We start from the raw sequence: 23,803 nt of genomic DNA, 5'->3' as shown, positions 1-23,803 counted from the left end.
GCGCGGATAGGCGCGTCAGCCGCCCGACCGGCCGCTGCCCATGGCGAGCTTGCGCGCGAAATGGACGTCGATGGCGCGGGCGACGCCGCGCGCGATTGCCTGCTGCCCCTCGTGCGAGGAGAGGAAAAGGGCATCATCCGCATTGCTGATATAGCCGGTCTCGAACAGGACCGAGGGCGTATCCGGGGCCTTCAGCACCATCAGCGAGGCGAAGCGGTGATAGGCGCTGCGGAACGGCACATAGGGTGCCGCCTCGCGCTGCAGCAGCCGCGCGAAATTGGCCGAAATGTTCATCGATTCCCGCTGCGTCAGATCGATGAGGATCGAGGAGACATCGCCCGACTGATTGCCGAGATTGACGCCGTTCAGCACATCGGCCTTGTTCTCGCGCGCGGCGAGCCGGGCCGCCTCCCGGTCCGATGCGGTTTCGGAGAGGGTGTAGACGGTGGCGCCATGGGCATCGGCATTGTCCGCCGAATCGGCATGGACCGAGATGAAGAGATCGGCACCCAGCTTGCGGGCGATGCCATAGCGTTCCTGCAGCACGAGGAAGCGGTCATCGTCGCGGGTCAGCGCCACGCGCACCCGGCCGGACTTGACCAGCTGGTCCCGGATCGCCTGCGCGATCGCCAGCGTCACATCCTTTTCGCGCTTGCCATTTTCCTTGTTTATGGCGCCCGGATCATGACCGCCATGCCCCGCATCGATCACCACCAGCGGGCGCGATCCGTCGCGCACGCCCTCGATCGCGGGCAGATCGACGCCGCGCGCGACCGGCGGGATCGGCACGGTGATCGAATGAATGCGCTTTTGCGGCCGGGCGCTCATATTGGCGGGCGCGTCGAAGCGCAGCCGCCCCTGCCCCACCGCGGTACGAAACCGGCCATCGGTCACATTCTGGAGCGAGAAGCTGAGCGACTTGCCGTCGGCCGCGATCTGCGGGTCGCCCAGCGTCGCCGGCGTCGTCAGGTCGAGCACGATGCGCGCCATGGTGTCGCTGAGCTGCCCCTGGCGAATGCCGCTGACCACGGCATTGGAACCGGCATAGCGACTGGCACCGGCCTGCGCGCCGGCGACATCGAGCGCGATGCGGCGCGGCCCATCGAGCAGGAAGGCGGACGCGCCCTCGACCCGATCGTCGAACCGAACGGTGACGCGGTCGCCCTGCACGTCCACGGCCGCGATGCCGCCGGCATCGCCGGGGGTCGCGGCCAGCATCGTCGTTGCCAGCGCAATTATGTTGAGCATGCGCCGCTTGTGCAACGCGCGCCCATCGGCCGTCCAGCCCATTTTCATGACGTCTATCCGTCCAGCGTCCCCACGCTGAATTTCGGATTAAGCATCGCCTGTTGTGACGGGGTAAAATGAAACGGTTAATATCAGTTTCAGCATGAATCGCCGACCGGCCGATCAAGGTCATCATAAAGACATAATCTTTTCAGGGACCGTTGCTCCCCGCGCCCATGACTGCTACCCCTTCACATTCCGGGAGGACCGACCATATCAATAAGGTCCTTTGCGGATCTTGATTATTTGCATCGGCGCGCGCCTGTCGCTCGAGCCGATGCGCAACAGGTTGACGCTGCATGAGGCATGACTTTCCTTCCACGCTGGCCCCGATACCGGGTGCTGTGGCGTGGATGGTCCGGCCCGGCGCACTGTCCGGCCCTGCCGACGCAGCAGACACGCAATTTTTCCTTCAAACCTGGACGATGCCGCCTCGCGCGCCGAACCCGGCGCGCGCACGGCCGTCCCATCACTATCGCGTGGCGGCCCGGCCCAGTGCCTGCGGCCGCCATCGCCGGAGACACATAAATGACAATGCGTATGCTGATCGATGCGCGCCACCGGGAAGAAACCCGGGTCGCGGTCGTCAAGGGAAACCGGATCGAGGAATTTGACTTCGAATCCGCTGAGCACAAGCAGCTCAAGGGCAATATCTATCTCGCCAAGGTCACCCGCGTAGAGCCTTCGCTCCAGGCGGCCTTCGTCGATTATGGTGGCAATCGCCACGGCTTCCTCGCTTTCAGCGAAATCCATCCCGACTATTACCAGATCCCGCGCGAAGATCGCGAGGCACTGCTGCGCGAGGAACGCGCGCATGCCGAGGAAGAGGCCGCGCTGCGCGCCGATTATGACGAGGATGAGGACGCCGCCGGGGACGATGGCGTCGAGGTCGTGGAAGCGACCCATCATGACGATGAGGAAGGCACCCACGAAGCCGAAGCCAGCGAAGGCGAAAGCAACGAAGGCGGCCGCCCCAACCGGCGCAAGCGTGAAAAGGGCGACGACGCGGCCGACGAGCTGCGCCGCAAGCGCATGGCGCTGCGCCGTCGCTACAAGATCCAGGACGTCATCAAGCGCCGCCAGGTGCTGCTGGTGCAGGTCGTCAAGGAAGAGCGCGGCAACAAGGGCGCGGCGCTGACCACCTATTTGTCGCTGGCCGGTCGCTATTGCGTGCTGATGCCCAACACCAGCCATGGCGGCGGCATTTCGCGCAAGATCAGCAATGCGGCCGATCGCAAGCGGCTGAAGTCGATCATCGCCGAAATGGCGCTGCCTTCGTCGATGGGCTGCATCGTGCGCACCGCCGGGCTGCAGCGCACCAAGCCCGAGATCAAGCGCGACTTCGACTATCTCGCCCGCCTTTGGGACGAGATTCGCGAGAAGACGCTGCGCGCCGCCGCGCCCGAGCTGATCCATAACGACAGCGACCTCATCAAGCGGGCGATCCGCGATATCTACAACAAGGATATCGAGGAAGTGATCGTCGAGGGCGAGCATGGGTACAAGGCCGCCAAGGACTTCATGAAGCTGCTGATGCCGAGCCATGCCCGGCGGGTGAAGCAATATGCCGACGCGGTGTCGCTGTTCCAGCGCGCCAGCGTCGAGGACCAGCTGGCGGCGATGTACAACCCCGTCGTGCAGCTCAAGTCCGGCGGCTATCTGGTGATCAACCCGACCGAGGCCCTGGTGTCGATCGACATCAATTCGGGCCGGTCGACCCGCGAGCATGGCATCGAGCAGACCGCCGTCGCCACCAATCTGGAAGCGGCGCGTGAAATCGCTCGCCAGCTGCGCCTGCGCGACATGGCAGGCCTGGTCGTCATCGACTTCATCGACATGGAGATGAACTCCAACATCCGCAAGGTCGAGAAGGCGATGAAGGAGGCGCTGAAGGACGATCGCGCCCGTATTCAGGTCGGCCGCATTTCGGGCTTCGGCCTGATGGAAATGAGCCGTCAGCGCCTGCGCACCGGCGTGCTGGAAGCGTCGACCCGTCAGTGCCCGCATTGCGAAGGCACCGGCCTGGTCCGTACCGCATCGTCGGCGGGTCTGGGCGCGCTGCGCATGCTAGAGGAAGAGGCCGCTCGCGGTCGTGGCAGTGTCATCACCCTGCGCGCCAGCCAGGAAGCCGCCTTCTACGTCCTCAACAACAAGCGTCGCGAATTGGACGAGATCGAACAGCGCTATGGCGTGCGCATCGTCGTTCTGCCCGATGGCGAGATCGAGGGCGCCCGCATGTCGGTCGAGCCCAGCGGTCCGCGCCCCGAACGCGTCGTCACCTATGCCCCGCTCGCGGAGGAAGAGGATGACCTCGACGTGATCGAGGACGAGGAAGAAGAGGAAGAGATCGAGGAGGAAGCCGCCCCCGAACGCCAGGAGCGTGGCGAGCGCGGTGACCGGGGCGAGGAACGCGAAGGCGGTCGCCGCCGTCGCCGCCGTCGCCGTCGCCGTGGTGGCCAGCGCGATGATGCGCAGGGCGAGACCGGCGAAGACAATGGCGCCGAAGACGGTGAGGAAGGCGAGGAATCGGCTGACGTCGAGACCGATGCCGAGGCTGTTGCCGCCGAACCGGCCGCCGAAGGCGAGGATGAAGGTGGCAGCCGCCGTCGTGGTCGCCGCGGTCGCCGTGGCGGTCGTCGCCGTCGCGAAGGTGGCGAAGCGGGTGCCGAAGCCGGTGAGACCGCTGGCGAGGACGGCGCTGAGACGGTGATCGAAGCCGAAGCGGCCGCGCCTGTCGAGGAAGCTCCGGTTGCCGATGCAGCGCCGGAAGAAGCTCCGGCCGAGGAAGCACCCAAGACGCGCCGTCGCCCCCGTGCCCGCAAGGCGAAGGACGCGGCGGCCGAGCCGGCTGCCGTCGAAGCGACCGAGGCCCCGGCCGAAGTCGTTGCCGAAGCGCCCGCCGCCGAGCCGGTCGTCGAGGAAGCGGCCGAAAAGCCCAAGCCCAAGCGCACCCGCAAGAAGAAGGCGGATGTCGAGGCCGAAGCCGCTACTGCCGCCGAAGCGCCCGCCGTCGAGGTGGTTGCCGAGGAAGCGGCCGAAAAGCCCAAGCCCAAGCGCACCCGCAAGAAGAAGGTCGAACCGGTCGCCGAGGAAGCTGCCGTCGAGGCCGCGCCGGCCGTGACCGAGGTCGCTGCGGCGCCGGCCGAGGCACCGGCTGCGGCTGCACCGGCCAGCGAAGCCGTCACTGCCGACCCCGCCACAGAGGCGGAGAGCGACGAGAATGGCGAACCGCGCCGTGGCTGGTGGCAGCGCACCTTCGGCCAATAAGGCAGAAGTTCAGACCTGAATGAAACACGCCGTCATCCAGCCCCAGGGGTCGGATGGCGGCGTTTTTCGTGGCTTCACTTGATGTTCAGGGCGAGAAGGGCATAAATCGGGCCAATGCCTGTTCCCCTTCCCCATCAAGGCTTTGCATGATGACGCGGTGGCTGCGCCTTGCCGCGCTCCTGTTGGGGTCGCTGATGCTGATGGCGCGGCCGGCACTGGCCCAGAGCATCCTGCGCGATGCCGAGACCGAAGCCTTCATGGCGGACATGTCGGGCGATCTGGTCAAGGCGGCGGGCATGCAGCCGCGCAATGTCCAGGTGATGGTGATCAACGATCCGGAGATCAACGCCTTCGTCGCGGGCGGCCAATATGTCTGGGTGCATAGCGGGCTGATCGCGCAGGCCGACAATGTGAACCAGTTGCAGGGCGTGGTCGCGCATGAACTGGGCCATATCGAGGGCGGCCATGTGATCCGCACCGACGGCATCAAGGAAGCGACCAGCATCACTTTGCTGAGCCTGGTGCTGGGCGCGGCGGCGATCGCAGCGGGCGGCGCGGAGGCCGGCATGGGCATCATGGGCCTGGGCCAGCAGGTCGGCATGTCCAAATATCTCGCTTTCTCGCGCGCGCAGGAAAGCTCCGCCGACCTTGCCGGCGCGCGCTATCTGAGCGGCGCGCATCTGAGCGGCAAGGGCAGCCTGGAATTCTTCAAGAAGCTGCAGAATCAGGAATATCGCCTCGCGATCCCGCAGGACAATAGCTATGGCCGCACCCACCCGCTGTCGGGCGAGCGCATCAATGTGCTGCGCGAAGTCTATACCGTCGATCCGGCCTGGGACAATCCGCCCAATCCGCAGCTGGAAGCGCGGTTCGAGCGGATCAAGGCGAAGCTGATCGGCTTCGTGTCGGAACCGCAGCAGACGCTGCTCAAATATCCCGAGAGCGACCGGTCGATCCCGGCCCATTATGCGCGCGCCTATGCCTGGCATAAAAGCGCCTATCCCGAGAAGGCGCTGAGCGAAGCGGACGCGCTGCTGACGGCGGCGCCGCATGATCCCTATTTCCTGGAGCTGAAGGGCCAGATCCTGCTGGAGAGCGGGCGGCCGGGCGAGGCGATCCCGCCGCTGCGCGAGGCGGTCGCCAAGACGCAGCAACCGCTGATCGCGGTATTGCTGGGCCATGCCCTGATCGCGACCGAGGATGAGAAAAATTACGCCGAGGCCGAGACCGTGCTGCGCAATGCGATCGCGCGAGACCGCGAAAATCCCTTCGCCTGGTATCAACTGGGCGTCGTCTACGAGCATCGCGGCGACACGCCGCGCGCCGCGCTGGCCAGCGCCGAGCGCTTTTCGATGATCGGCCAGGACGCCATGGCGCTGCGCAGTGCGGACGCGGCGATGCAGGGTTTGAAGCCCGGAACGGTTGACTATCTGCGGGCGCAGGATATCGCGATGGTCTCGCGGGCTGCCGTCGAGCAGAAGCGGAAGAGAAGATGACAGATCAGACCCGGCCCAGCTTTCGTGCGGCCCTATCCAACAGGAAAATTCAGATGACCCTGGGCGCCCTCGCCTTGATCGCTGGCGCCGCCGGCACCGCCCTTGCCGTGCAGGCGCCCGGCAGCGTCTCCACCGGCGACAAGGCCGCGATCGAAAAGATCGTTCACGACTATATATTGGAGCATCCCGAGATCATCCCGCAGGCGATCGAGAAGCTGCAGGCCAAGCGGATGGAAGGCACGATCGACGCGAATCGCCAGACGATCGAGACGCCCTATGCCGGTGCATGGGAAGGCGCGGCCGATGCCGATGTCACCGTGGTCGAATTTTTCGACTATGCCTGCGGCTATTGCCGCGCCTCGCTGCCCGACCTTGCCAAGCTGGTCGGTGCCGATGCCAAGGTGAAAATCGTCTATCGCGAACTGCCGATCCTGTCGGAGGAAAGCTCCGACGCGGCCAAGGTGTCGCTGCTGGCGGCCGAACGCAATCGCTACATGGTCTATCACAAGGCGCTCTATGGCGCGGGCAAGGTGACCCGCGAATCGATCATCGGCGCCGCCACCCAGGCCGGAATCACCAAGGCCGATGCCGAAGCGGCGATGGCGTCGAGCAAATATGATGCCGAGCTGCAGTCGAACATCGCCCTCGCCCAGAAGCTCCAGGCGAGCGGCACTCCGACCTTCGTCATCGGCAATCAGGTGCTGAACGGCGCGGTCGGCTATGATTCGCTCAAGGACGCAGTGACGAGCGCGCGCGGGAAATAAGCCTGACGACGGTTCGGGCGGGACAAGCGGGAGTTTGCGGGGAAGCGCGGCGCAGCGCCATTGACTTCCCCGCCCCATTTCCCTATCGGACGGCCCCTGACTTGCGGTCGCCCCGTGTGGCGGCCCTTTTTTGTCATACCTGATTCTCTAGTTTGTTTGAGGAATGAACGATGAAGCGCACTTTTCAGCCGAGCAATCTGGTTCGGAAGCGCCGTCACGGTTTTCGCGCTCGCATGGCGACCCCCGGTGGCCGCAACATCATGCGCGCCCGTCGTGCCCGCGGCCGCAAGAGCCTGAGCGCCTGAGCGACCTGACGCCGCCGGCCGCGCCTGCCATCATGGGCAAGCGCGCGGATTTCCTGGCGGCGAATCGGGGCCGACGCGCGCCCATGCCGGGATTCGTCCTGCTGGTGCGTGAGCGCGGCGATGGCGATCCGGCGATGCGTATCGGCATCACGGTGACCAAGAAGATAGGCGGCGCTGTCATCCGCAATCGGATGAAGCGCCGTTTTCGCGTCCTGGCACGCGAACTGCTGCCTGTGCATGGTGTGGCTGGTGCCGACCATGTGCTGATCGGCCGTGCCGAAGGCGTGGAGCGCGACTTCGCGCTGCTGCGCGGCGAACTGGAAAAGGCGCTGGGCAAGATATTGACCCGGCCCGAAGGCCAGGGCCGCCCGCCCCGCCGCAAGGGCGCGAGCCAGGCAACGACGAATCACGCCAAGCGGCCCTCCCCCTCCGACGCGCCTGCGGCGCGCCACCTCCCCGCCAGCGGGGAGGAGTGATGATTGCCCGGCTGCTGATCCTGATCGCGCGCACCTGGCAGCTGGGCCCGTCCCGCATCCTCCCCCCCACCTGTCGCTATGCCCCCTCCTGTTCGGAATATGCGATCCAGGCGGTCGGCAAATATGGTGCGATCAAGGGTAGCTGGCTGGGGTTCAAGCGGCTAATGCGTTGCCACCCATGGGGTGGTTCGGGCTATGACCCGGTCCCCTGAGACATTGACGAGTATAGACGGCGGAGCCGAATAGCGTGGACGACAAGAAGAATATCATTCTGGCGGTGCTGCTGACCGCCGCGATCCTGTTCGGCTGGCCCTATATCTCCGAACATTTCTTCCCGGCGGCCAATCCGCCCGCGACGAAGATCGAGGGGGGCAAGACCACCCCGCTGACGCCGGCGGGCGAGGCCCCGGCGCAGGATGCGTCGACCGCGATCCGTGATCGTGCGCTGGTGCTGAAGGAAACGCCGCGCGTCGCGATCCGCACGCCCAAGATCATAGGCTCGATCAACCTGAAGGGGGCGCGCATCGATGATATCGTGCTGCCGACCTACAAGGAAACGATCGCCAAGGATTCGCCGGCGATCCGCCTCTATAGCCCGAGCGGCACCAAGGACGCCTATTTCGCCGGCTTCGGCTGGCAGGGCGAAGGCATCAAGACCCCGGACGCCAACACCGTCTGGACCGCCAGCGGCACCGAACTGACCCCCACCAGCCCGGTCACGCTGAGCTGGAACAATGGCGCGGGCCAGAGCTTCGAGATCCGCTATTCGATCGACGAAAATTACATGATTTCCGCCGCGCAGAAGGTGTCGAACAGCGGCACCGGCGCGATTGCGGTCAAATCCTATGGCTATGTCAGCCGTGCGGCTCCGTCGGCCGATCCCGACACCTGGACCATCCATGTCGGCCCGATGGGCGTGTTCAACGGCGCCGCCAATTATGACGTGAACTACAAGGATCTGGAAAAGGGTCCGGCCAGCCAGAGCTTCCAGTCGACCGGCGGCTGGATCGGCTTCACCGACAAATATTGGCTGTCTGCGCTGATCCCCGACCAGAAGGACGCCTTCACCGGCCAGATGCGCAAGGGTGCCGGCACCCAGTTCCAGACCGATATCGCGCTGGCCCCGGTCATGCTGGCCCCCGGCAAGGCGATGACCCAGACCAACCGGCTGTTTGTCGGCGCGAAGGAAGTGAAGACGCTGCAGGCCTATGAGCGTGCCGGCGTGCCGCTGTTCGACCGCGCGATCGACTGGGGCTGGTTCTACTGGTTCGAGCAGCCGATCTTCGCGCTGCTGCACTGGCTGTTCGAGACGCTCGGCAATTTCGGCGTCGCCATCATCTGCCTGACCTTCTGCGTCCGCGCCCTGATGTTCCCGGTCGCCCAGCGCCAGTTCGCCAGCATGGCGGCGATGCGCGCGGTGCAGCCCAAGATGAAGGCGCTGCAGGAGAAATATAAGGACGACAAGCAGCAACTGCAGCAGAAGATGATGGAGCTGTACAAGCAGGAGAAGGTCAATCCGCTGGCCGGCTGCCTGCCCATCTTCATCCAGATCCCGATCTTCTTCGCGCTGTACAAGGTGCTGCAGCTGACGATCGAAATGCGTCACCAGCCCTTCGTGCTGTGGATCAAGGATCTGTCCGCACCCGACCCGCTGCATATCCTCAACCTGTTCGGCCTGCTGCCCTTCACCCCGCCCTCCTTCCTGGCGATCGGTGTGCTGGCGCTGCTGCTGGGCATTTCGATGTGGCTGCAGTTCAAGCTGAACCCGGCCCAGATGGACCCGATGCAGCAGCAGGTGTTCGCGATCATGCCTTGGATGATGATGTTCATCATGGCGCCGTTCGCCGCCGGCCTGCTGGTCTACTGGATCACCAACAACTGCCTGTCGATGGCGCAGCAATGGTGGCTGTACAAGCGCCACCCCGTGCTGAACACCGCGACGGCCACCAAGTAAGGAAAAGGAAATCCTCCCCGAAAGGGGGGGATTTTTTCGATATGACAGAAGACGACAACACCGCCCTGATCGAGGAAGCCCGCAAGCTGTTTTCCGGGCCGATCAGCTTCCTCAAATCCGCGCCGACGCTCGACTATCTGCCCGACATGGCGGTGAACGAGGTCGCCTTTGCCGGCCGTTCCAATGTCGGCAAATCGTCGCTGCTGAACGCGCTGACCAACCGCAATGGCCTGGCTCGCACATCGAACACGCCGGGCCGGACGCAGGAACTCAACTTCTTCGACGTCGGCGATCCGCTGCGCTTCCGCCTGGTCGACATGCCCGGCTATGGCTATGCCAAGGCGCCCAAGGATCTGGTCAAGAAGTGGCGGTTCCTGGTGAACGACTATCTGCGCGGGCGTGCTGCGCTCAAGCGTGCGCTGGTGCTGATCGACAGCCGCCATGGCATCAAGGATGTCGACACCGACATGCTGGACATGCTGGACGGCGCGGCGGTCAGCTATCGCATCGTCCTGACCAAGAGCGACAAGATCAAGGCGAGCGAACTGGTCGCCGTGACCCAGCGCACCGCCGATGCGATCCGCAAGCGCCCGGCCGCCCATCCCGAGATCATCGCCACGTCGAGCGAAAAGGGCATGGGCATCCCCGAGCTGCGCGCCGCCGTGCTCGAATCCGTAAGCCAGGGATAAGCCGATGGCCGACGATGATTATGTCTATGACGAGGCGAGCGGCGAATGGATCAGCGCGGCGGATGCCGCCGCCAGGGCCGATGCCCGCGATGCCGTGGAAGTCCGCGATTCGGTCGGCAATCTGCTGGCCGATGGCGACCAGGTGACGCTGATCAAGGATCTGGTGGTCAAGGGCGCCGGCCAGACGCTGAAGCGCGGCACGCTGATCAAGTCGATCCGCCTGACCGGCGACGCGCAGGAAATCGACTGCCGCTATGACGGCATCAAGGGGCTGGTGCTGCGCGCGGAATTCGTGCGCAAGCGCTGAGCGCCATCAGAACAGGCTATATTGGCCGCTGCCGCGCAGCGGCCATCGCCCCAGCAGCTCATGATGGGTGCGGCCGACATGGCTGCATAGCAGCACGAAATCCTCCACCCGCCAGTGGAAGCCGCTGATCCGCTGGGTGGCCGGCGCGCCGTCGCGATAATAGAGCGTCTGGTGCGGGTTGAAGCTCCAGCCCGGACGGGCGCCCACCCCTGCCCGCTTCATCGCCAACGCCACCTTGCGCTGCAATTCCCGGAGCGGCGGCAGTGCATGGGCCGGTCGCAGCGCGGCCGACCGGCCGCCCTCGCTCAGCTGGTTCAGCGACAGATCGAACGGATCGGCCAGGATGCCGGTGAAGCTGCGGTGCATCGCCTTCACCAGCGCATAGGGATAGTCCGGCCAGTCGTCGGTGATCCCCAGCGTGATATGCTGGTGCGCCGGCAGGATGCGCTGGGCATCGGGCGCCAGCGTCTCGGCGAAATGGTCGATCTGCCGCGTGACAAGGATCGGCGGCTTGAGCGCCACGATCAGGCGATAGAGCGGCGTGGTGCGGGCAAGCATGGCGAACATCCTCCGAATCGGACCATTTGTTCACTATATGTTCTTTTCTTCATCCTGACGCATCCGAATCCGCTCTGTCAGCGTTGAACCGGGCAGAAGAGGAGAGCGACCATGGCCCAGCAGACCATCGCCACCCTGGCAGACAAGATGCAGCAGATCGATTTCGCGATGCTGTCCACCCATACCGAGGACGGCCAGATTGGCGCCCGGCCGATGAGCAACAATCAGGATGTCGCCTATGGCGGCGACAGCTATTATTTCACGACCGAAGACACGTTGATGGTGAAGGATATCGAGCGCGATCCGCGGGTAGGCCTGTCCTTCCACGGCAAGGGCGGACTGCTGGGGCAACGCCCCCTGTTTATCGCGGTCGAGGGCCGCGCCGATCTGATCCGCGACCGCAGCGCCTTTGAAGCGCATTGGAACCCGGACCTGGAGCGCTGGTTCGCGCAGGGTGCCGATACGCCCGGCCTGGTGATGATCAAGGTCCATGCCGAACGCGCCCATTATTGGGACGGCGAGGATGAAGGCGAGTTGGAGCTGTAGCCGTTACCGCGCGCGTCATCGCCCGTGCCGTCCTGGCGCTGGCCTATGCGGTTGCGGGCGCGGCGCATCTGATGCGGCCGACCGGCTTTGTCGCGATCACGCCACATTGGGTGCCGGAGCCGCAGCTCGTCGTCGCGCTGACCGGCATTGCCGAACTGGCCGGAGCCGTCGGGCTGATGATCCCGGCCACGCGCCGTGCCGCCGCGATAGCCCTCGCTCTTTATGCGCTGTGCGTCTGGCCGGCCAATTTCAACCATGCTCTGCATGACATAGCGCTGGGCGGCGTGCATCTGAGCTGGTGGTATCATGGCCCCCGGCTGGCGCTGCAGCCGGTGATCATCTGGTGGGCACTCTGGGCCGGCGCGGTAATCGACTGGCCGTTTCGCCGACGATAGCGGTCAGGCCTTCGCCAGCAGGTCCGCGATCAGGGCGATCTCGTCGGCGCTGTTGTAGATATGGGGCGAGAAGCGGATGGTCGGCTTGCCGTCGGCCTTGGACGGCGCGACCACCACCTTGCCCTGGGTCCACAGATGGTCGCGGATGGCCAGCACATCCTTGCCGGCGAAGGTCGGGGTGATGACCGGGCCGGTCAGCCCCTTGGTGGTCGTGCCGACCAGCTTCGCGCCGGGCAGGCGCAGCACCATGTCGCGCATCTGGTCGCCGATCGCGAAGGCGCGGCGCTCCACCTCCGCCTCGCCGATCGCATCCAGCGCATCGAGCGTCGCGTCGATCGCGATCAGCTTGGGATCGTCGCGCTGGCCGAGAATCTCATATTTCTGCGCAGTATCGAGATTCTTCTCGTCGGTCAGCCAATAGCCATGGCTGAGCATGATCGGCTGAAGCTGTGCCTGGCCTTCGCGCCGGACATAGAGGACGCCGCCCTCCAGCGGCCCCATCATCCATTTATGGGTGCTGCCCGAATAGGAATCGACGCCGAGCGCCGGCAGGTCGAGCCGCAGCCAGCCGAAGGTCTGGGCGCCATCGCCATGCAGCCAGATGCCTTTGGGCCGGGTCAACTGCGCGATCTGCGCCAGCGGGAAGATCATGCCGGTGACGTTCGACATGTGCGACAGGAAGATGGCGCGGGTGCGCGGCGTGATCGCGGCGGCGAACAGATCGACCACCGCCTGGGTAGAGGTCGCATAGACCGGCACCGGCAGGATCTTGAGTAGCAGCTCCTCGCGCGCGGCGCGCAGCTTCCATGTCTCCAGGGTCGAGGGGTGGTTGTGGTCGGTCAGGATCACCTCGTCCCCGGCCTTGAGCGCCAGGCCGCGCACGGCGACCGTATTCGCCTCGCTGCTGTTGCGGACCAGCGCAATCTCCTGCGCACTGACGTTCATCCGCTTGCCCAGGCGCGCGCGCAGGGCATCGGCCGCGACCGGATATCTGGTGCGATATTGGGGTGAGGGGTTAGCCTGGAAGGCCTGGGTCTCGCGCTCATGGGCGGCGATCGCGCTGCGGAAGGCCGGGCCGATATTGGCGGCGTTGAAATAATGGATGTCGGGCGCGAGCAGCAACTGGTCGCGCGTCGCATTGCCCGTTGTCGCCGCGCGCGCCGCCAGCGGCAGTGCCGCACCCACGACCGCCGCCGCCTGCAACAAGCCCCTGCGCGAAACGTCCTTGCTCCGGTCGGTCATGCGATGCCTCCTGCCCTGTTCACCCGATGGACGAACGAACGCGCCCGAATCCCCTAACCCCGACAAGCGCCTAACCCAGACTGGCGGTTGTCTTTCGGGGGGAGCGGCCTAGTGTGGCGCCCAATCCCTATCCCGAACCGTTGAGAGAGCGATGACCCGGCACATTCCATGGATACTGACTGCGCTGGTGGGCGCGGTGTCGCTGGCGGTCGTCGCGGTCTCGCGCGGCGAAACAGTCAATGCGCTGTGGATCGTAGTCGCATCGGTCAGCTGTTTCCTGGTCGCCTATCGTTACTATGCGCTGTTCATCGCGCGCGAGGTGATGCGGCTCGATCCGGCCCGGCCAACCCCGGCGATCCGCCGCGCCGATGGCCTCGACTATGTCGCGACCGACCGCACCGTGCTGTTCGGCCATCATTTCGCGGCGATCGCCGGAGCGGGGCCGCTGGTGGGGCCGGTGCTGGCGGCACAGATGGGCTATCTGCCCGGCACGCTGTGGATCATCGCCGGCGTCGTGCTGGCGGGCGCGGTGCAGGACTTCATGGTCCTGTTCATCTCCATGCGCCGCGACGGCAAGTCACTGGGCGAACTCATCCGCATGGAAATGGGCCAGGTGGCGGGCACGATCGCGCTGTTCGGCGCCTTCATGATCATGGTCATCATCCTCGCCGTGCTGGCGCTGATCGTGGTCAAGGCGCTGGCGGAAAGCCCCTGGGGCATGTTCACCGTCGCCGCCACCGTGCCGCTGGCCATGGCGATGGGCGCCTATACGCGCTGGATTCGCCCCGGTCGCATCGGCGAAGTGTCGATCCTGGGCCTGATCGGCCTGCTCGCGGCGATCGTCTATGGCCAGGCGATCGCGCAATCGCCGGTCTGGGGACCGATCTTCACCTTCACGCCCGTACAGCTCTGCTGGATATTGATCGGCTATGGTGCGGTCGCGTCGGTGCTGCCGGTGTGGCTGCTGCTGGCGCCGCGCGATTATCTGTCGACCTTCCTCAAGATCGGGGCGATCGCGGCGCTGGCGATCGGCATCGTCATCATGGCCCCGCCGCTCAAGATGCACGCCGTCACCCAGTTCGCCGCCGGCGGCGGGCCGGTCTGGTCGGGCGGCCTCTTCCCCTTCCTGTTCATCACCATCGCCTGCGGCGCGGTGTCCGGCTTCCATGCGCTGATCGCCAGCGGCACCACGCCCAAGCTGATCGCGACCGAAAGCGACGCGCCGCTGATCGGCTATGGCGCGATGCTGATGGAGGCGTTCGTGGCGATCATGGCGCTGGTCGGCGCATCGATCCTAGACCCCGGCATCTATTTCACGATGAACAGCCCGGCCGCTGTGATCGGCACCGATCCTGCCAGCGTGTCCGCCGCCGTCACCGCCATGGGCTTCCCGATCAGTCCGGACATCATCGTCCAGACGGCCAAGGATGTCGGCGAACATACGATCATCAGCCGGGCGGGCGGCGCACCGACGCTGGCCGTGGCAATGGCGGAAATCTTCAGCCATGTGTTCGGCGGCCCGGCGATGAAGGCCTTCTGGTATCATTTCGCCATATTGTTCGAGGCGCTGTTCATCCTGACTGCGGTCGATGCCGGCACCCGCGCCGGCCGCTTCATGCTGCAGGATCTGATCGCGCTCGCCGTGCCGAGCTTCAAGGACAGCAAGAGCCAGGTGCCCGGCTTCATCGCCACCGGCCTGTGCGTCGCGGCCTGGGGCTTCTTCCTCTATCAGGGCGTCACCGATCCGCTGGGCGGGGTGAATACGCTGTGGCCGGTGTTCGGCATTTCCAACCAGATGCTGGCCGCGATCGCGCTGATGCTGGGGACCGCCGTGCTGTTCCGGATGAAGCGCGACCGCTTCGCCTGGGTGACGATGGTGCCGGCGGCCTGGTTGCTGATCTGCACCTTGTCGGCCGGCTTCCTGAAGCTGTTCTCGACCGATGCGAAGGTCGGCTTCCTGGCCCATGTCGCCAAATATAGCGCCGCCCTCGACAAGGGCGAGATACTGGCGCCGGCCAAGTCGGTGGCGGAAATGCGCCAGATCCTGTTCAACGATTATGTCGATGCCGGGCTGGTCGCGATCTTCCTGGCGGTGGTGCTGGCATTGCTGGTGTTCACCATCCGCACCTGTCTCGCCGCACGCGGTTTCGCTGCGCCGACCGCGCGCGAGATTCCGGCGCAACTGGTCACGACGCCATGAGCCCGTTCTTCCAGACGCTGCGGCGCATGGCGCATCTGATGGTCGGCCAGCCGGACTATGACGCCTATCTGCGCCACATGCGCGACCATCATCCCGGCCATGCGCCGATGGACCGCACCGCCTTTTTCCGGAACCGGCAGGAGGCGCGCTATGGCGGCAAGAATGGCGGGAAATGCTGCTGAGCGATTGCGCCTGATCAGCGACGGGCGTTGAAGCCGGCGACCATGCCGGCGGTGATCGACAGGGCGATTTCCGCCGCACCGATCGCGCCGATGTCCAGCCCCGCCGGCCCGTCGATCCGGACGAGGTCGTCCGTGCCGAAGCCCTGCGCTGCCAGCCGTTCGAGCCGTGCGGCATGGCTGCGCCGGGAGCCCAGCGCCGCGACATAGCCGGTCGGCGCGGCGAGCGCCGCGATCAGCGCGGGATCGTCGATCTTGATGTCATGGCTCAAGGTCACGACGGCGGTGGATTCGCCGGGATGATGCGCGGCGATCGCCGCGTCGGGCCAGCGATCGTCCAGTTCGATGCCGGGGAAACGCTCCGCCGTCAGGAAACGGCCGCGCGGGTCGATCACCACCGGGGTGACGTCGATCGCCTGTGCCAGCGCGGCCAGCGACTGGGCGATCTGCACCGCGCCGACGATCAGCAGCCGGCGGGGCGGATCATAGCGGTTGAGGAACTGTCCCTCGACCACGCCCTCGCGGGTGACGCCGCTGTCCAGATCGGTCGAGAGGGTGAGCGCCCGGCCGCGCGCGCTTTCCGACGCGATCCGGTCGAACAGGGCGGGGGCAAAGCCACCGTCCCCCACCGGCTGCACCAGCACGCTGATCTCCCCGCCGCAGGGCAGGCCGACCTCCCAGGCATCGCCATCGGCCACGCCATAGCGCGCGACATGGCCGGGCCGGCCGGCGATCACCTCGGCCGCGCGCTGCAACACATCGGTCTCGACGCAGCCGCCCGATATGCTCCCCTCCAGCCGGCCATCCTGATGGACGATCATGTGGCTGCCACGCGGGCGCGGCGCCGATCCCCAGGTCGACACGACGGTCGCCAGCGCCATCGGTGCGCCGCGCCATTCAATCGCCTTGCGGATCACTGCGCCATTATCGTTCATGATCCAGCCTTCCCCTGTTTTCCTAGACATAGGAAAGGCACGGCGCCTTTCAAAGACGGATCAGACTTCTCAGACCAGCCGCCTGCCTGTCCAGACGACCCGGCCGACGATCGCCACCATCGCCGGATCGATATCGGTCCAGTCGGGATAATGGGGATTGTCGCTCAATACGCTGAACCGGCCGCGCAACGGCCCCATCGCCACCCGCTTGACCATCAGCACGCCGTCGAGCCGCAGCACATAGACGCCATCACGCAGGCGATCGGCATCATCCTCATGATCGACCATGATGTCGTCGCCATCGTTGAGCGTGGGCGCCATCGATTCGCCATCGACCCGGATGATCGACACGCGCTGCGGCCGCACGCCCAGATGCCGCAGCCATTGCGCGTCGAACGCCATCACGCCGGCCGTGCGCTCATCCTCATCCAGCGAGCCCGCGCCAGCGGAGGCGCCAAGCGACAGGCGCGGCACCGCCACCACCGCCGGCAGGCCGCGCACACGCGGGATCGGTGCGCCGGCCTGCACAGGACTGCCCAGCATCGTTTCCGCCACGCCGAAATAGCGCGCCAGGATACGGCGATCCGCCTCGTCCAGCTTGCGCGGCGTGCCGCGCTTGATGAACTGCTGAATATAGGCGGGATTGCGCCCGATCAGCCGCGACAGATCGGCATAATTTTCCCCGCGTTCGACGATCAGCCGATCGAGGGCAGTCCGGGCGTCCTGCGCTTCATCCATGTTGCATCCATAATGATAGGAATTTTCCTAGACAAGTAGGAAAATGAATATGAGATAGGAAATTACCTATCGATTCGCAGGGGGCGAATCGGCTCGAAAGAGGAGAGTTCCGTCCATGCTGTTGCGCACGATTGAGAAATTCCTGCGGGATCATCAGATAGCGCCGACCAGATTTGGCCGCGATGCCGTGCGCGATCCGCGCCTGGTCTTCGACCTGCGCATGGGGCGCGATCCGGGCGATCGGGTAAAGAGGCGCGTGGAACATTTCATGAACGAATATCGCAGGAGCGTGAGCCAATGACAAGCGCCGACATGCTGCGCACGAGCGCGAATCTGGTCCGTAATCGAGCAGGAGAACGGCGCGAGGCCGATCCACTGGCGCAGTTGTTGGTCCAGCTGATCGCCCGAATCGGCGAGCCGGCGACGGTCGAGCGCGCGGTCAGCCGCCCCTGGGCCAGCGCCCTGTTCGAAGGACGCCGCCATGTCATCCTGTTGCGGGTGGCGGGCGGCAGCCTGCGCGCGCGCCGGGAGGCGCTGGCCAGCGAATTGCAGGATGCGGAATGGGCATTGCCGGGCCATTTCGTCGCCGACATGGTGATCGACGACCTGCGCGGCGACGCGGAAGGCGAATGGATCGAGCTGTCCGCCCTCACCATCCGCGACTGGTAGCCTGATCGTTTAGCGCGGGCGCCCGGTCATGGTGCGCAGCGTGCCGAGCGCGGCACGCAGCGCATCCTCGACATCCTCCGACACCGCCTCGCGCACCGGCACCGCCGAGGCGATCGGCATGTCGGCGATGACGCGCGGCGCGGTTGCCGGCCGGCCACGCTGGACCAGCGCCCGCTCCAGCCGCTCGGTCAGTTCGGTGATCGACAGACTGTCGATGCTGCGCGGGGTCGGAGCGGGCGATGCCTCCGCCCTCGGAACGAAAGGTGCAGGCTCGGGCGCTGGATCGAACGCCTGGATCGGTTCTTCGATCACCGGTTCCGGGACGAAGGCAGGGGCCTGCTCAGCGATCGGCTCCGGTGCGATATCCGGTGCGATATCGGTCGGCTCTTCATCGAAGGCGGCAAATTCCGCCGCTGCCTCTTCTTCCCAGGGCTCGAATATAGCGTCTTCCGGCGGCGCGAACGGTGCGCGGCCGAGCGGGATCGGATTGGCCGACAGGGTCGGCATGGCATCGAACGGACGCGAGAAGGCGGGCGCGGGTGCGATGGCCATATCCTCGACCGGTGCCTCTTCATGCGGGGTCGGCATGGCAAAGGCGGCTGGCGTCTCCATGCGCACCACCGTCGCCGTCGCCGGCTCTACCGGATCGCTATCGACCACCAGACGACGACGCCCCGATTCCGGGCGCGCGAAGATATCGGCGCCGCCAAAGTCGCGGCTGGCAAAGATCGGAGGACGGGGCGGCGCATCGGGATGCGCGTCGGCACGGCGCTGGCTAGGCGCAGCCTCTTCGGCAGCGGGCACATTGCGTCCGCGGGCAAGCGCGGTCAGCTTTGCAAATGCGAAACCCATTTTTCTTGCTCCTTGGGCGTCTGGATGACGCCTTCCGCTTATTCTCAAGCGCCTGTGCGGCGCATCCGATCCATCTCGCCGCACCGCGGCCACAATTCCTACACTCATCAGCGCGGCAAAACCGGCCAGCAGCAATCTTGCCTTCATGCCCAGCGGCGGACCGGCCGCCGGGATCGTCTCTTTCAGGCCGCTCGATGCGACCAGCATTTCCATCCAGCCGACCGGCAGGGTCAGCACCACCAGGGCGCCGCCGCCTGCCGCGGCCAGCGCCATGATCGCCAGTCCCCGCATGGACGGTGTGAACTTTGGCATCGCCGCCGTTCCTCAGGCCGCCTTTGCGGTCGAGTCGCGTCCCAGAAGTTGCTGGTAAACAGGCTCATAACGCAAAATGTTTGACGACCAGTTACGCTCCCTCTCGACGAAATCGCGCGCCACGATGCGGCGTTCGTCCCAGAATCCGCGATCCGCGAACATGCCTGCCAGCGCCTGCGCGATCGCGGCCGGATCGTCCGGCGCGAACAGGGTGCCGGTCACGCCATCCTCGATCAGTTCGCGATGACCGCCGACGCTCGACGCAGCGACGAGTCGGCCCTGCGCCATCGCCTCCAGCGGCTTCAATGGCGTCACCAGATCGGTCAGGCGCATCGCCTTGCGCGGATAGGCGAGGACATCGACCTGGGCATAATAATGTTCGACCTGGTCGTGCGGCACCCGGCCGACAAAGACGATATGGTCAGTGAAGGGCGATGCCAGCGCCTGATCGCGCAGCGCCTGTTCCATCGGCCCGCCGCCAACCAGCAGCAGCTTGGCCCTGGGCCGCGCCCGCACGAGTCGCGGCATGGCGGCGATCAAATCGTCCAGCCCTTCATAATCATAGAAGCTGCCGATGAAGCCGACGACATCGGCCCCCTCGAGCCCCAGCTTCGCGGTCAGGGCGGTATCACGTGGCACCGGCGCGCCGAACTGATCAAGATCGACGCCATTGGGCGACACGGTGATCTTGCCCGCGTCGATTCCGCGCGCGACCAGATCGGACCGCAGCCCTTCGCAGATGACGGCGACCGCGTCGGCCGCACGGACGGCATGGGTTTCGAGCTGGCGGGTCAGCCAGTAGCGCGGGCTGCCTTCGGTCCCGGTGCCGTTGCCGACCGCCGCATCCTCCCAGAAAGCGCGGATCTCGTAGATCAGCGGAATGCCGTGCCGGCGCGCGACTCGCTGCGCGGCCATGGCGTTGAGCACCGGCGAATGGGCATGGATGATGTCGGGCCGCCATTGGCGCACCAGCGACTCGATCGCATCGGCATGGGCGGATATGTCCCGCCATTCGCGCAGCAGCGCGTTGCCGCCAGCCGCTTCGCCCGGTGTGCGGTGGAAATGCAGGCCGTCGACCAGTTCCTCCTGCGGTCCCGCCGCGACGTGACGCCGGCCGGTAAGCCCGCGCACATCCCAGCCCTTGGCCAGTTGCGCGCGCAGGATCGCCCGCGTGCGGAACGTATAGCCGCTGTGCATCGGCAGGCTGTGATCGAGAACATGAAGGATACGAGTCATAGCGGTAACTTTTTGCCGAAAAAGGTTTAACGCCCCGTCAACTCTGTCACGCTAGGGATTTTACGGGGCAAGAGTCCAGAACCGGCAGATCAAAACGCGCAATGATTGATACCCTATCCCTGCTGATCAGCCATGGCGTCATCCTGCTGGCCGCCTGGCGGCTGCTGTCGCGCCCGGACCTGGATCGCGACATCGACACCCCGCCGGCATCGCCGGACGGAGACGCCGCCGATGCGTGACCTTTTCTTCATCGCCTTCCTGGGCGCCTTCTTCCTGATGGGATTCAAGCGGCCGTTCCTGCTGGTCATCATCTACGCCTATATCGACATCGTTTCGCCCCAGCGGCTCTGCTATTATCTGCTCAATTCGATCCCGATCTCGCTGATCGCCTTCGTCTGTGCGGTCGGGGCGTGGATAGTGGTGGACGACAAGAAGGATTGCCGCTTTTCCGCGCGGCAGGTGCTGCTGCTGATCCTGCTTGCCTGGTGCGGCTATACCACCGCCACCGCCGATTTCCCGATCAACGCCGCGACCAAATGGGCCTGGGTGTGGAAGGCGATCGTCTTTGCCGTGTTCCTGCCGCTGGTGCTGCGCACGCGGTTGCGGATCGAGGCGCTGGCGCTGTTCATGGTGCTGTGCGCGAGCACGATCATCATCAATGGCGGCATGAAGACCGCGCTGTCGGGCGGCGGCTATGGCGTGCTCAATCTGATGGTCGACAATAATAGCGGCCTGTATGAGGGCAGCATCATTTCCTGCGTGGCGATCGCGCTGATCCCGATCATCCTGTGGCTGACCCAGCATGGCACCATCTTTCCGCCCGACTGGAAGGTGAAGGCCTTTGCCTATGCCTTGTGCCTGGCCTGCATGCTGATGCCGGTCGGTACGGAGGCGCGCACGGGCCTGGTCTGTCTGGTCATCCTGGCCGGCATGATGCTGATGCGGTCGAAGCGCAAGTTCGTCTATGGCCCGTTGCTGGCCTTTGCCGCGCTGGCCGCCATCCCCTTCCTGCCCGCCAGCTTCACCAAGCGGATGCAGACGATCGAGAATCATCAGGGCGACGAAAGCGCGTCCACCCGCGTCGCCGTGTGGATGTGGACGCTCGACTATGTGAAGACCCATCCGGGCGGCGGCGGCTTCGACAATTATCTCCAGAACAGCTTTACCTATTTCGCCCAGAGCGAGGTCGGCGACGGCGACGAGAAGCGGATCGAGCGCCGCCTGGTTACCGACAAGGGCCGTGCCTATCACAGTGCCTATTTCGAGATGCTGGGCGAACAGGGCTATTTCGGCTTCTTCCTGTGGGCGCTGCTGCATCTGAGCTGCTTCATCCGCACCGAATCGATCCGGCGCATGTATCGCAAGCGCGACGGACCGGATGAGGCCTGGATCGCCCCCTTCGCCGTGGCGCTGCAGCAGGGCCATGTCGTCTACATGATCGGATCACTGTTCGTGGGCATCGCCTATCAACCCTTCATCTTCATGATGCTCTCGCTCCAGATCGGCCTCGACACTTATTTGACCCGCAAGCGCAAGGACGCCGGACGCGTGCCGTTCTTCGAACAGCCTGGCGCGCAGGCGGGAGTGACGGCATGACCATGGAATTGCGGATTTTGGGCTGGCTTCAGGGACTGATGCTGGGATTGATCCTGGCCGCCCCGCTGCTGTCTCCCGCTTATATGCCATGGGGTGTGCAGATGCTGTTTGCCCTGTCCGCCTTCCAGTTGCGGCAGGCCGATCGACGCTGGGCATTGCGGCCGGGCATGACCGGCTGGTTCAGCCATATCCGCATGGCACCGTCGCGGATGCTGCCCTGGGCGGCGAGCGCGGTCGTCGCCTTCATCGCGGACGGACGGGGCGCGGCGGCCCCTGGCGCGATCCTGCTGGCGGCGCTGACCTGCGAATTGCTGCTCTATCCGCTGCTCACCCGCCTGATCGGTGGCTGGCAATGGCGTCGCGCATCGCAGGCGATGATCGGGCTGATTGTCGCCTGCGCGATCGTGCCGGCCGGCGCGATGCAGAATATCGCCATGTTCGCGCTGGGCGTCACGGGCTGCCTGTTCTGGCTGCGCGGTCCCGACGGCGACCTGCGGGCGACGCTGGCGGCCTTTGGCGGCGGGCTTTCGGCGATCACCCTCGCCTTCGCCATGCCCTCCACCATGATGCTGGCCTTCCCGCTGGCGGTCATCAGCCTGATCGTCGGCTGCGCCCAGGCGACGACGGTGCGCCGCCAATTGCTGCCCTGGACCGGCCATTATGGTGCGGGCACCGGCTGGTTGCAGCGGCTGCGATCGCGCCCGTCCTGACGGCGCCAAGCCGGCTGCACGCGGAACGAAGCGGATCATCACGGGTTGGACCGGAAGAAAGAAGGTCGCCCGGTTCCCATGTCGTCCCCCGCCATCATCCACAGCCATGACGGCATGCCCGGCATCAGCCGGCGTGCGCTGAAGCAGGGATGGGCCTATCGCGCAGCGGACGGCAGCCGCATCACCGAACGGGACGAGATCGACCGGCTGAACGCGATCGCCATGCCGCCCGCCTATCGCGACTGCTGGTTCTGCCCCTCCCCCCACGGCCATATCCAGGCGACCGGCTATGACGAGCGGGGGCGCAAGCAATATCGCTATCACCCCGATTTCCGGGCCGCGCGCGAGGCGGAGAAATATGCCGGCTGCCCCGCCTTCGGCCGTGCCCTGCCGCAACTGCGGGCGCAGATGGAGGAGGATCTGTCGCGACGCGGCCTGCGCAAGGCGCGGACGATCGCGGCGGTGGTGCGGCTGCTGGACCTCGCCAAGCTGCGGGTCGGCAACGAACATTATGCCACCACCAACAAGAGCTTCGGCGCGACCACGCTGCGGCGGCGGCATGTCGACCTGAATGGCCGCAGCCTGACCCTGCGCTACCGCGCCAAGTCCGGCAAGGAGCAGCAGCTGAGCATCACCGACAGCCGCCTGCTGCGATTCGTGCGGGCGGTGCAGGATCTGCCGGGCCAGCATCTGTTCCAATATCTGGACGAGGATGGCGAGGCGCGGCCGATCAGTTCGAGCGACGTCAACGCCTATATCGCGCAGGCCATGGGCGGCGACTTCACCGCCAAGCATTTTCGCACCTGGGGCGCATCGACCATCGCCTTCGAGACGCTGGCAGCGGGCCATGTCTCGCTCAAGGAGATGATCGACCCGGTCGCGGCGGCGCTGGGCAACACACCGGCGATCAGCCGCAAATCCTATATCCACCCCGCCCTGATCGACCTGTGCAAGGACGGACAGGATGAATGGCGGCAGGGGCTTCGCCTGCCGCGCCGGACGCGCTATCTGTCGCGTCACGAACGCGGGCTGATCGCGTTCCTCGACGATCTGGCCAACGCGCCCCCGCTGGCAGCGGCGGCCTGATCGA

26 protein-coding genes are annotated in these 23,803 nt (G+C 65.6%); 19 read left to right on the top strand and 7 right to left on the bottom strand.

What is annotated here, in order from left to right:
- Positions 1-15: 15 nt before the first annotated feature.
- On the bottom strand, positions 16-1,296 hold the full coding sequence (locus ACI6S0_RS22390; protein WP_434404388.1) for an N-acetylmuramoyl-L-alanine amidase: 1,281 nt from the start codon (positions 1,294-1,296) through the stop codon (positions 16-18).
- A 519-nt stretch (positions 1,297-1,815) separates the two neighbouring features.
- On the opposite strand from ACI6S0_RS22390, the gene ACI6S0_RS22385 reads away from it, so the two are divergent.
- The 9 genes from ACI6S0_RS22385 (at position 1,816) to ACI6S0_RS22345 (ending at position 10,545) form a co-directional block, all read left to right on the top strand.
- Positions 1,816-4,554 carry an Rne/Rng family ribonuclease gene (locus tag ACI6S0_RS22385; protein WP_434404387.1) on the top strand — a complete coding sequence of 913 codons (2,739 nt, stop codon included), beginning with the start codon at positions 1,816-1,818 and terminating at the stop codon, positions 4,552-4,554.
- A gap of 149 nt (positions 4,555-4,703) precedes the next feature.
- A complete protein-coding gene (locus ACI6S0_RS22380; protein WP_434405991.1) occupies positions 4,704-6,050 on the top strand; it encodes a M48 family metalloprotease in 1,347 nt (448 codons plus the stop codon).
- Entirely contained in the window at positions 6,047-6,814 is a 768-nt protein-coding gene (locus ACI6S0_RS22375) for a DsbA family protein (protein WP_434404385.1), read from the top strand. The genes ACI6S0_RS22380 and ACI6S0_RS22375 overlap by 4 nt, the downstream gene beginning before the upstream one ends.
- A gap of 170 nt (positions 6,815-6,984) precedes the next feature.
- Positions 6,985-7,119, top strand: coding sequence for a 50S ribosomal protein L34 (rpmH, locus tag ACI6S0_RS22370; protein ID WP_004210039.1), 135 nt, complete (start codon positions 6,985-6,987; stop codon positions 7,117-7,119).
- Between the two features lie 32 nt (positions 7,120-7,151).
- On the top strand, positions 7,152-7,595 hold the full coding sequence (rnpA, locus tag ACI6S0_RS22365) for a ribonuclease P protein component (RefSeq protein WP_333884514.1): 444 nt from the start codon (positions 7,152-7,154) through the stop codon (positions 7,593-7,595).
- Positions 7,595-7,807 (top strand): membrane protein insertion efficiency factor YidD, encoded by a 213-nt coding sequence (gene yidD, locus ACI6S0_RS22360; protein WP_434404384.1) that lies wholly within the window; start codon positions 7,595-7,597, stop codon positions 7,805-7,807. The genes rnpA and yidD overlap by 1 nt, the downstream gene beginning before the upstream one ends.
- A 35-nt stretch (positions 7,808-7,842) precedes the next feature.
- The gene (gene yidC / locus ACI6S0_RS22355) at positions 7,843-9,549 is read left to right on the top strand and encodes a membrane protein insertase YidC (RefSeq protein WP_434404383.1); all 1,707 of its coding nucleotides are present in this window, start codon (positions 7,843-7,845) and stop codon (positions 9,547-9,549) included.
- A gap of 41 nt (positions 9,550-9,590) precedes the next feature.
- On the top strand, positions 9,591-10,238 hold the full coding sequence (gene yihA, locus ACI6S0_RS22350; RefSeq protein ID WP_010336896.1) for a ribosome biogenesis GTP-binding protein YihA/YsxC: 648 nt from the start codon (positions 9,591-9,593) through the stop codon (positions 10,236-10,238).
- Positions 10,239-10,242: 4 nt separating this feature from the next.
- Positions 10,243-10,545, top strand: a complete 303-nt coding sequence (locus ACI6S0_RS22345) for an alkylphosphonate utilization protein (protein WP_434404381.1) — start codon at positions 10,243-10,245, stop codon at positions 10,543-10,545.
- 6 nt (positions 10,546-10,551) lie between these two features.
- Here ACI6S0_RS22345 and ACI6S0_RS22340 read toward each other — a convergent pair whose 3' ends face one another.
- Positions 10,552-11,103, bottom strand: a complete 552-nt coding sequence (locus tag ACI6S0_RS22340) for a 2'-5' RNA ligase family protein (protein ID WP_434404380.1) — start codon at positions 11,101-11,103, stop codon at positions 10,552-10,554.
- Positions 11,104-11,214: 111 nt separating this feature from the next.
- Between ACI6S0_RS22340 and ACI6S0_RS22335 the strand changes: the two genes are divergently transcribed.
- Together ACI6S0_RS22335 and ACI6S0_RS22330 are read left to right on the top strand one after the other, a co-directional pair.
- The gene (locus tag ACI6S0_RS22335; RefSeq protein WP_004210025.1) at positions 11,215-11,649 is read left to right on the top strand and encodes a pyridoxamine 5'-phosphate oxidase family protein; all 435 of its coding nucleotides are present in this window, start codon (positions 11,215-11,217) and stop codon (positions 11,647-11,649) included.
- Positions 11,650-11,666: 17 nt separating this feature from the next.
- On the top strand, positions 11,667-12,044 hold the full coding sequence (locus ACI6S0_RS22330; protein ID WP_434405990.1) for a DoxX family protein: 378 nt from the start codon (positions 11,667-11,669) through the stop codon (positions 12,042-12,044).
- Between the two features lie 3 nt (positions 12,045-12,047).
- On the opposite strand, the gene ACI6S0_RS22325 is transcribed toward ACI6S0_RS22330, so the two are convergent.
- Complete coding sequence (locus ACI6S0_RS22325; RefSeq protein WP_434404379.1) at positions 12,048-13,286, bottom strand: aminotransferase class V-fold PLP-dependent enzyme; 1,239 nt, start codon at positions 13,284-13,286, stop codon at positions 12,048-12,050.
- 151 nt (positions 13,287-13,437) lie between these two features.
- Here ACI6S0_RS22325 and ACI6S0_RS22320 point away from each other — a divergent pair, with 151 nt between their 5' ends.
- Positions 13,438-15,486 (top strand): carbon starvation CstA family protein, encoded by a 2,049-nt coding sequence (locus ACI6S0_RS22320; protein WP_434404378.1) that lies wholly within the window; start codon positions 13,438-13,440, stop codon positions 15,484-15,486.
- A complete protein-coding gene (locus ACI6S0_RS22315; protein WP_004210018.1) occupies positions 15,483-15,668 on the top strand; it encodes a YbdD/YjiX family protein in 186 nt (61 codons plus the stop codon). The genes ACI6S0_RS22320 and ACI6S0_RS22315 overlap by 4 nt, the downstream gene beginning before the upstream one ends.
- A 14-nt stretch (positions 15,669-15,682) precedes the next feature.
- Here ACI6S0_RS22315 and ACI6S0_RS22310 read toward each other — a convergent pair whose 3' ends face one another.
- On the bottom strand, positions 15,683-16,600 hold the full coding sequence (locus ACI6S0_RS22310; protein WP_434404376.1) for an XdhC family protein: 918 nt from the start codon (positions 16,598-16,600) through the stop codon (positions 15,683-15,685).
- A 69-nt stretch (positions 16,601-16,669) separates the two neighbouring features.
- Positions 16,670-17,338 carry a S24 family peptidase gene (locus tag ACI6S0_RS22305; protein ID WP_004210014.1) on the bottom strand — a complete coding sequence of 223 codons (669 nt, stop codon included), beginning with the start codon at positions 17,336-17,338 and terminating at the stop codon, positions 16,670-16,672.
- A gap of 115 nt (positions 17,339-17,453) precedes the next feature.
- Between ACI6S0_RS22305 and ACI6S0_RS22300 the strand changes: the two genes are divergently transcribed.
- Both ACI6S0_RS22300 and ACI6S0_RS22295 read left to right on the top strand, forming a co-directional pair.
- On the top strand, positions 17,454-17,639 hold the full coding sequence (locus ACI6S0_RS22300; protein ID WP_434404375.1) for a hypothetical protein: 186 nt from the start codon (positions 17,454-17,456) through the stop codon (positions 17,637-17,639).
- Positions 17,636-18,007, top strand: coding sequence for a hypothetical protein (locus ACI6S0_RS22295; RefSeq protein ID WP_037507352.1), 372 nt, complete (start codon positions 17,636-17,638; stop codon positions 18,005-18,007). Before ACI6S0_RS22300 ends, ACI6S0_RS22295 begins: the two co-directional genes overlap by 4 nt.
- A gap of 9 nt (positions 18,008-18,016) precedes the next feature.
- Here ACI6S0_RS22295 and ACI6S0_RS22290 read toward each other — a convergent pair whose 3' ends face one another.
- Complete coding sequence (locus ACI6S0_RS22290) at positions 18,017-19,171, bottom strand: hypothetical protein (protein ID WP_434404373.1); 1,155 nt, start codon at positions 19,169-19,171, stop codon at positions 18,017-18,019.
- Between the two features lie 12 nt (positions 19,172-19,183).
- Complete coding sequence (locus tag ACI6S0_RS22285; RefSeq protein ID WP_434404372.1) at positions 19,184-20,407, bottom strand: TIGR04063 family PEP-CTERM/XrtA system glycosyltransferase; 1,224 nt, start codon at positions 20,405-20,407, stop codon at positions 19,184-19,186.
- Positions 20,408-20,508: 101 nt separating this feature from the next.
- Between ACI6S0_RS22285 and ACI6S0_RS22280 the strand changes: the two genes are divergently transcribed.
- The 4 genes from ACI6S0_RS22280 (at position 20,509) to ACI6S0_RS22265 (ending at position 23,799) form a co-directional block, all read left to right on the top strand.
- Entirely contained in the window at positions 20,509-20,646 is a 138-nt protein-coding gene (locus ACI6S0_RS22280) for a hypothetical protein (protein WP_004210005.1), read from the top strand.
- Positions 20,639-22,003: a putative O-glycosylation ligase, exosortase A system-associated gene (locus tag ACI6S0_RS22275; RefSeq protein WP_037507350.1), complete on the top strand. Its 1,365-nt coding sequence runs from the start codon at positions 20,639-20,641 to the stop codon at positions 22,001-22,003. Before ACI6S0_RS22280 ends, ACI6S0_RS22275 begins: the two co-directional genes overlap by 8 nt.
- Complete coding sequence (locus ACI6S0_RS22270) at positions 22,000-22,713, top strand: hypothetical protein (protein WP_434404371.1); 714 nt, start codon at positions 22,000-22,002, stop codon at positions 22,711-22,713. The genes ACI6S0_RS22275 and ACI6S0_RS22270 overlap by 4 nt, the downstream gene beginning before the upstream one ends.
- 78 nt (positions 22,714-22,791) lie before the next feature.
- Positions 22,792-23,799, top strand: a complete 1,008-nt coding sequence (locus ACI6S0_RS22265; RefSeq protein WP_434404370.1) for a DNA topoisomerase IB — start codon at positions 22,792-22,794, stop codon at positions 23,797-23,799.
- The last annotated feature ends 4 nt before the right edge of the window (positions 23,800-23,803 follow it).

Source organism: Sphingobium sp. DN12 (assembly GCF_051058005.1).
In the GTDB taxonomy this organism is placed as follows: Bacteria; Pseudomonadota; Alphaproteobacteria; order Sphingomonadales; family Sphingomonadaceae; genus Sphingobium; species Sphingobium yanoikuyae.
This window is presented reverse-complemented; position numbering and strand designations above follow the sequence as displayed.

Excerpts from the sequence above, each read along its gene's own strand:
- ACI6S0_RS22390 (WP_434404388.1), bottom strand. The coding sequence starts at position 1,296 with ATGAAAATGGGCTGGACGGCCGATGGGCGCGCGTTGCACAAGCGGCGC.
- ACI6S0_RS22385 (WP_434404387.1), top strand. The coding sequence starts at position 1,816 with ATGACAATGCGTATGCTGATCGATGCGCGCCACCGGGAAGAAACCCGG.
- ACI6S0_RS22380 (WP_434405991.1), top strand. The coding sequence starts at position 4,704 with ATGACGCGGTGGCTGCGCCTTGCCGCGCTCCTGTTGGGGTCGCTGATG.
- ACI6S0_RS22375 (WP_434404385.1), top strand. The coding sequence starts at position 6,047 with ATGACAGATCAGACCCGGCCCAGCTTTCGTGCGGCCCTATCCAACAGG.
- rpmH (WP_004210039.1), top strand. The coding sequence starts at position 6,985 with ATGAAGCGCACTTTTCAGCCGAGCAATCTGGTTCGGAAGCGCCGTCAC.
- rnpA (WP_333884514.1), top strand. The coding sequence starts at position 7,152 with ATGGGCAAGCGCGCGGATTTCCTGGCGGCGAATCGGGGCCGACGCGCG.
- yidD (WP_434404384.1), top strand. The coding sequence starts at position 7,595 with ATGATTGCCCGGCTGCTGATCCTGATCGCGCGCACCTGGCAGCTGGGC.
- yihA (WP_010336896.1), top strand. The coding sequence starts at position 9,591 with ATGACAGAAGACGACAACACCGCCCTGATCGAGGAAGCCCGCAAGCTG.
- ACI6S0_RS22345 (WP_434404381.1), top strand. The coding sequence starts at position 10,243 with ATGGCCGACGATGATTATGTCTATGACGAGGCGAGCGGCGAATGGATC.
- ACI6S0_RS22340 (WP_434404380.1), bottom strand. The coding sequence starts at position 11,103 with ATGCTTGCCCGCACCACGCCGCTCTATCGCCTGATCGTGGCGCTCAAG.
- ACI6S0_RS22335 (WP_004210025.1), top strand. The coding sequence starts at position 11,215 with ATGGCCCAGCAGACCATCGCCACCCTGGCAGACAAGATGCAGCAGATC.
- ACI6S0_RS22325 (WP_434404379.1), bottom strand. The coding sequence starts at position 13,286 with ATGACCGACCGGAGCAAGGACGTTTCGCGCAGGGGCTTGTTGCAGGCG.
- ACI6S0_RS22320 (WP_434404378.1), top strand. The coding sequence starts at position 13,438 with ATGACCCGGCACATTCCATGGATACTGACTGCGCTGGTGGGCGCGGTG.
- ACI6S0_RS22315 (WP_004210018.1), top strand. The coding sequence starts at position 15,483 with ATGAGCCCGTTCTTCCAGACGCTGCGGCGCATGGCGCATCTGATGGTC.
- ACI6S0_RS22310 (WP_434404376.1), bottom strand. The coding sequence starts at position 16,600 with ATGAACGATAATGGCGCAGTGATCCGCAAGGCGATTGAATGGCGCGGC.
- ACI6S0_RS22305 (WP_004210014.1), bottom strand. The coding sequence starts at position 17,338 with ATGGATGAAGCGCAGGACGCCCGGACTGCCCTCGATCGGCTGATCGTC.
- ACI6S0_RS22300 (WP_434404375.1), top strand. The coding sequence starts at position 17,454 with ATGCTGTTGCGCACGATTGAGAAATTCCTGCGGGATCATCAGATAGCG.
- ACI6S0_RS22295 (WP_037507352.1), top strand. The coding sequence starts at position 17,636 with ATGACAAGCGCCGACATGCTGCGCACGAGCGCGAATCTGGTCCGTAAT.
- ACI6S0_RS22290 (WP_434404373.1), bottom strand. The coding sequence starts at position 19,171 with ATGCCAAAGTTCACACCGTCCATGCGGGGACTGGCGATCATGGCGCTG.
- ACI6S0_RS22285 (WP_434404372.1), bottom strand. The coding sequence starts at position 20,407 with ATGACTCGTATCCTTCATGTTCTCGATCACAGCCTGCCGATGCACAGC.
- ACI6S0_RS22280 (WP_004210005.1), top strand. The coding sequence starts at position 20,509 with ATGATTGATACCCTATCCCTGCTGATCAGCCATGGCGTCATCCTGCTG.
- ACI6S0_RS22275 (WP_037507350.1), top strand. The coding sequence starts at position 20,639 with ATGCGTGACCTTTTCTTCATCGCCTTCCTGGGCGCCTTCTTCCTGATG.
- ACI6S0_RS22270 (WP_434404371.1), top strand. The coding sequence starts at position 22,000 with ATGACCATGGAATTGCGGATTTTGGGCTGGCTTCAGGGACTGATGCTG.
- ACI6S0_RS22265 (WP_434404370.1), top strand. The coding sequence starts at position 22,792 with ATGTCGTCCCCCGCCATCATCCACAGCCATGACGGCATGCCCGGCATC.